At 64.0% G+C, this 3,853-nt stretch carries 3 protein-coding genes, 1 tRNA gene and 2 pseudogenes; 4 read left to right on the top strand and 2 right to left on the bottom strand.

Annotated elements, in window-relative coordinates; translation table 11 throughout:
• Nucleotides 1-284, bottom strand: a 284-nt coding sequence (locus tag BKY26_RS19635) for a P-II family nitrogen regulator (protein ID WP_071692062.1), incomplete at its 3' end; no start/stop codon positions are given.
• Nucleotides 285-472: 188 nt separating this feature from the next.
• Between BKY26_RS19635 and BKY26_RS19630 the strand changes: the two genes are divergently transcribed.
• On the top strand, nt 473-2,053 hold the full coding sequence (locus BKY26_RS19630; protein ID WP_071692061.1) for a bifunctional ADP-dependent NAD(P)H-hydrate dehydratase/NAD(P)H-hydrate epimerase: 1,581 nt from the start codon (nt 473-475) through the stop codon (nt 2,051-2,053).
• Between the two features lie 150 nt (nt 2,054-2,203).
• Here the strand turns inward: BKY26_RS19630 and BKY26_RS19625 are convergent, their stop codons facing one another.
• A complete protein-coding gene (locus BKY26_RS19625; protein ID WP_083431534.1) occupies nt 2,204-2,692 on the bottom strand; it encodes a Hint domain-containing protein in 489 nt (162 codons plus the stop codon).
• 186 nt (nt 2,693-2,878) lie between these two features.
• On the opposite strand from BKY26_RS19625, the gene BKY26_RS19620 reads away from it, so the two are divergent.
• The 3 genes and pseudogenes from BKY26_RS19620 to BKY26_RS19610 all read left to right on the top strand — a co-directional run.
• Nucleotides 2,879-2,963, top strand: a tRNA-Leu gene (locus BKY26_RS19620).
• Nucleotides 2,964-3,149: 186 nt separating this feature from the next.
• Nucleotides 3,150-3,258, top strand: a pseudogene (locus tag BKY26_RS20140) (IS110 family transposase); the annotation flags it as partial.
• Nucleotides 3,254-3,841 (top strand): annotated as a pseudogene (locus BKY26_RS19610) (integrase core domain-containing protein); the annotation flags it as partial. The pseudogenes BKY26_RS20140 and BKY26_RS19610, both read left to right, overlap by 5 nt.
• Nucleotides 3,842-3,853: the final 12 nt, after the last annotated feature.

Here is a 3,853-nt window from a genome sequence, read left to right as displayed (position 1 = left end):
GACGAGACGAAAATCTTGCCGTCGCCGATCTTGTCGGTCTTGGCTGCGTCCACGATCGCTTCGATCGCGCCGTCAACCATGTCATCGGACAGGACAACGTCGATTTTCACCTTGGGCAGGAAGTCGACCACATATTCCGCGCCGCGATACAGCTCGGTATGGCCTTTCTGACGTCCGAAACCCTTGACCTCGGTGACGCTGAGGCCCTGGATGCCAATCTCCTGAAGGGCCTCTTTCACCTCGTCCAGTTTGAACGGCTTGATGATGGCTTCGATCTTTTTCATGTCTGCCGACTCCTCTGGCCCGAGTATTGCAGGCCCGTGACACCACTTTCCCGATGGGGTCGCAATCGGGTAGCGTGACACAGGGGGGCTTGCTGTCCGGGAATCCGCAGCGGCCGCCCAATATCAGCGCAATGCGCACAATAATTGTGCACTGTGAAAACTCATGATCGTCAAGGGGCCATACCGGCATGACCGAGCTGCTGACCGCCGCACAGATGCGGAGCCTGGAAACCGCCGCGATGGAGACCGGCCCGGTCACCGGACAAGAACTGATGGAACGCGCCGGGGCAGGGGTTGTCGCGGCGCTGCTGGCCCATTGGCCCGAGCTTCGGGCGGGGTCGTTCCGGGCGCTGGTGCTCTGTGGTCCCGGCAACAATGGCGGCGACGGGTTCGTCATTGCCCGGCTGCTGCATCAGGCGGGCTGGACGGTCACGCTGCATCTTTTCGGCGACCCCGACCGCTTGCCGCCGGATGCCGCGCTGAATTGCAGCCGTTGGCAGGCGCTTGGCGAGGTGCGGCCCTGGGATGGCGAAGCGATTGCCGGGGCACGGGCCGATCTGGTTGTCGATGCGGTATTCGGCGCGGGCCTGACCCGGCCGGTGCCGCATGAGATCGTCTCGCCCATGGTGATCGGCATGGGGCATCGCGGGCGACGCTGCCGCAAGCTTGCCGTCGATAGCCCCACGGGGCTGTGCATGGATAGCGGCCGCGTGCTGGTCGATAGCGAGGCCGGTCTGCCCAATGCCGACCTGACGGTGACCTTCCACCGTGCCCGACCGGGGCACTACCTGGCCAGCGGCCCGGTGGCCTGCGGGGCGGTTGTGGTCGCCGATATCGGGCTGGCCCCCCGGACCGCGATCCCCCCTCGTCGCCCGGCCCCGGCTGGGGTGCGGCTTGGCCCGCTTGCAACCCTCGTCACCGCGCCCCGCGATCTGGCGAAGCGACAGGGGGGGCACAAATACGATCACGGTCATGCGCTGGTGCTGTCCGGCCCAATGGGCCATTCAGGCGCGGCCCGTCTGGCGGCCCGTGGTGCATTGCGCATCGGGGCCGGGTTGGTCACCGTGGCGGCGCCAGGCTCTGCCATGATGGAATGTGCCTGCCAGCTGACCGCGATCATGCTGCGCAAATGCGAGGGGGCCGAAGGACTGGCCGATCTGCTGACCGATGCACGCCTGAACGCCCTGTGTGTCGGGCCGGGGCTGGGGCTTGGGCAGGGCACCCGCGATCTGGTGGCACAGGCGCTTGCGGCCCGGCGCGGGACGGTGCTGGACGCGGATGCGCTGAGCGCTTTTGCACAGGACCCGGACGCGCTGTTCGCGCAGTTGCATGAGGCCTGTGTTCTTACCCCTCATCTTGGCGAATTCACCCGGCTTTTCCCCGATATCGCGGCAAGGGTGAGCTCTGCGCCCATGGTCGGCCCCGCCTATTCCAGGATCGACGCCACCCGAGAGGCCGCCGCGCGAGTGGGCTGCACGGTGCTGCTCAAGGGGCCGGACACGGTCATCGCGGCGCCGAACGGTCAGGCGTCAATCCACGCCGCCGCCTATGATCGCGCGGCGCCCTGGTTGGCGACAGCCGGATCGGGCGATGTGCTGGCAGGTTTCCTCACCGGCCTGCTTGCCCGCCGGATCCCCCCGAAACGCGCCGCGGAAGCATCGGCCTGGCTCCATGCGGAGACCGCACGGAGAGTCGGTCCGGGCCTTATAGCCGAGGACTTGCCGGATCGGTTGCCGGGCGTCCTGCGCAGCCTTTGCAACGCGGTCTGATCCCCGGGCCAACGCGGCAAATGGCCAATGAAAGCGCCGGAAGGCCGTGGGGGCAAGGCCCCAGAAAACGCTCTTGCAAGAGAGTTCAGACGCGGCCCCACAGGTCCGCGCCGGTGCCTGTTCCAATGGCAGGGCGATGGATTCTTGCTCTCAGACCTTGGCGATGTCCTGCGCCGCACTGATCACCTCGAGCCCGTCGGCATACAGCACATGCGCCCGGTCGAATTGCAGGGTAAGCAGGGCTTCGGGGCGCGCATCGCTCCAGCAGATGACCTCGCCGTCGACGAGCCGTGACAGCGGCACCCGTGCGGCCGGCGTGCCGAACAGCGCCTGCGCGCGCCAGTCGCGCAGCAGGATCCTCTGGTCGGCAGGCAGCAGCAGATCGCGCACAGGCTTGCCGCCGAGCGCATCCTTGCGAATGAAGACGAAGCGCATCTCCGCAGGCACGTCATGACGGAGGATCCGTCGCAGAACCTGCGCCCCCGCATCGCGCGTGATCACCCGGTCGCCGGGATAGAGCGCCTCTGCGGGCAATGCGCCGGCCAGCGTCAGGATCTCCGTCCCCGGCGGCAGCATCGCGCCGGAAAGCTGTCTCTGCGTCGCTTCCCCGGTCGGGGACCCGTCTGTCAGATCCGTCATGCCAAATCCTGCTCAGTCCCGGCGATGATACCTCGCCATGTCTTTCCGGCAGGTTAATGCAAAGGCGGGGTCCGACCCAAGGGCTTTCTCGGAGCGAAACCCTCAAAAACCCGCAAAATCCCTCTCGCCACCGGCGCGGGCCTTTGCTAAAGACCCGCCACCGTCAGGCGACTGCCTGCGGATCGTGCGGGTGTGGCGAAATTGGTAGACGCACCAGATTTAGGTTCTGGCGCCGCAAGGCGTGGGGGTTCAAGTCCCTCCACCCGCACCATAGAAATGCTCTAAATAATTTATAATATTAGACATTTTTACAAAACGTGTATTTTAGTCCACCTCCATAACCACCTTCCCTGTTTTGTGGCGATGCTTTGCAGTGGGCCTTGATGATGTGACCGGCCCACCCGACGGCATCGATGTTCCAAAGTGGGTCTGCGATGATCCGCAAAGGAGGACGATCATGTCGGAGATTATCATGGTCGGGCTCGATCTGGCGAAGCATGTGTTTCAGGTCAACGGGGCAGATGCAGCGGGGCAGCCTGTTCTGCGCAAGAAGCTTCGGAGGCGGCGCGCGCAAATGCGCGCTGGTCGCTGGACTTTCTGTCGGACAGCTTCGGTGCTTCACGCAAGTTCTGCATTCTGGCGGTGATCAACGATTGCTGCCGCGAAAACCTGCGCCTGATGGCTGACACCTGTATCTCGGGAGCTCGTGTCGCCCGCGAGCTGGACGCGTCGGTGCGGGTCTACTGAAAACCAGGTTGCATCGTCAGTTAAAACGGGACGGAGTTCACAAGCCGGGCCATCCTGAGATGGGCCGACCAGAACGATGTGCCGTGGCATTACATCGACCCTGGGAATCCGTAGCAGAATGCCTTCATCGAGTCGTTCAACGGCAGTCTGCGCGACGAGCTCTTGAATGAGGAGATATTCGAAAACCTCGATGATGCGCGAAGAAAGCTGGCCCTTTGGCGATATGACTACAACGCCGTCAGGTCGCACTCATCGCTTGGAAACCAGACGCCACTGCAAGCGGGCCGAGCGCTTGAGCAATTTCAGGGCTCAGCCCCCGGCGCGCTTGCCCAAACCGAAACCCATGATTATCAAAATCAAACCTGCAGACTCTCGTTATTATCGAGGGACTACGTGGCCTGATCTGACTGGTCC

It is taken from the genome of Nioella sediminis (assembly GCF_001879695.1).
In the GTDB taxonomy this organism is placed as follows: domain Bacteria; phylum Pseudomonadota; class Alphaproteobacteria; order Rhodobacterales; family Rhodobacteraceae; genus Nioella; species Nioella sediminis.
Note: the sequence above shows the minus strand (reverse complement) of the source record. Positions and strands in the feature narration are given on the sequence as shown.

Excerpts from the sequence above, each read along its gene's own strand:
- BKY26_RS19625 (WP_083431534.1), bottom strand. The coding sequence starts at position 2,692 with ATGACGGATCTGACAGACGGGTCCCCGACCGGGGAAGCGACGCAGAGA.
- BKY26_RS19630 (WP_071692061.1), top strand. The coding sequence starts at position 473 with ATGACCGAGCTGCTGACCGCCGCACAGATGCGGAGCCTGGAAACCGCC.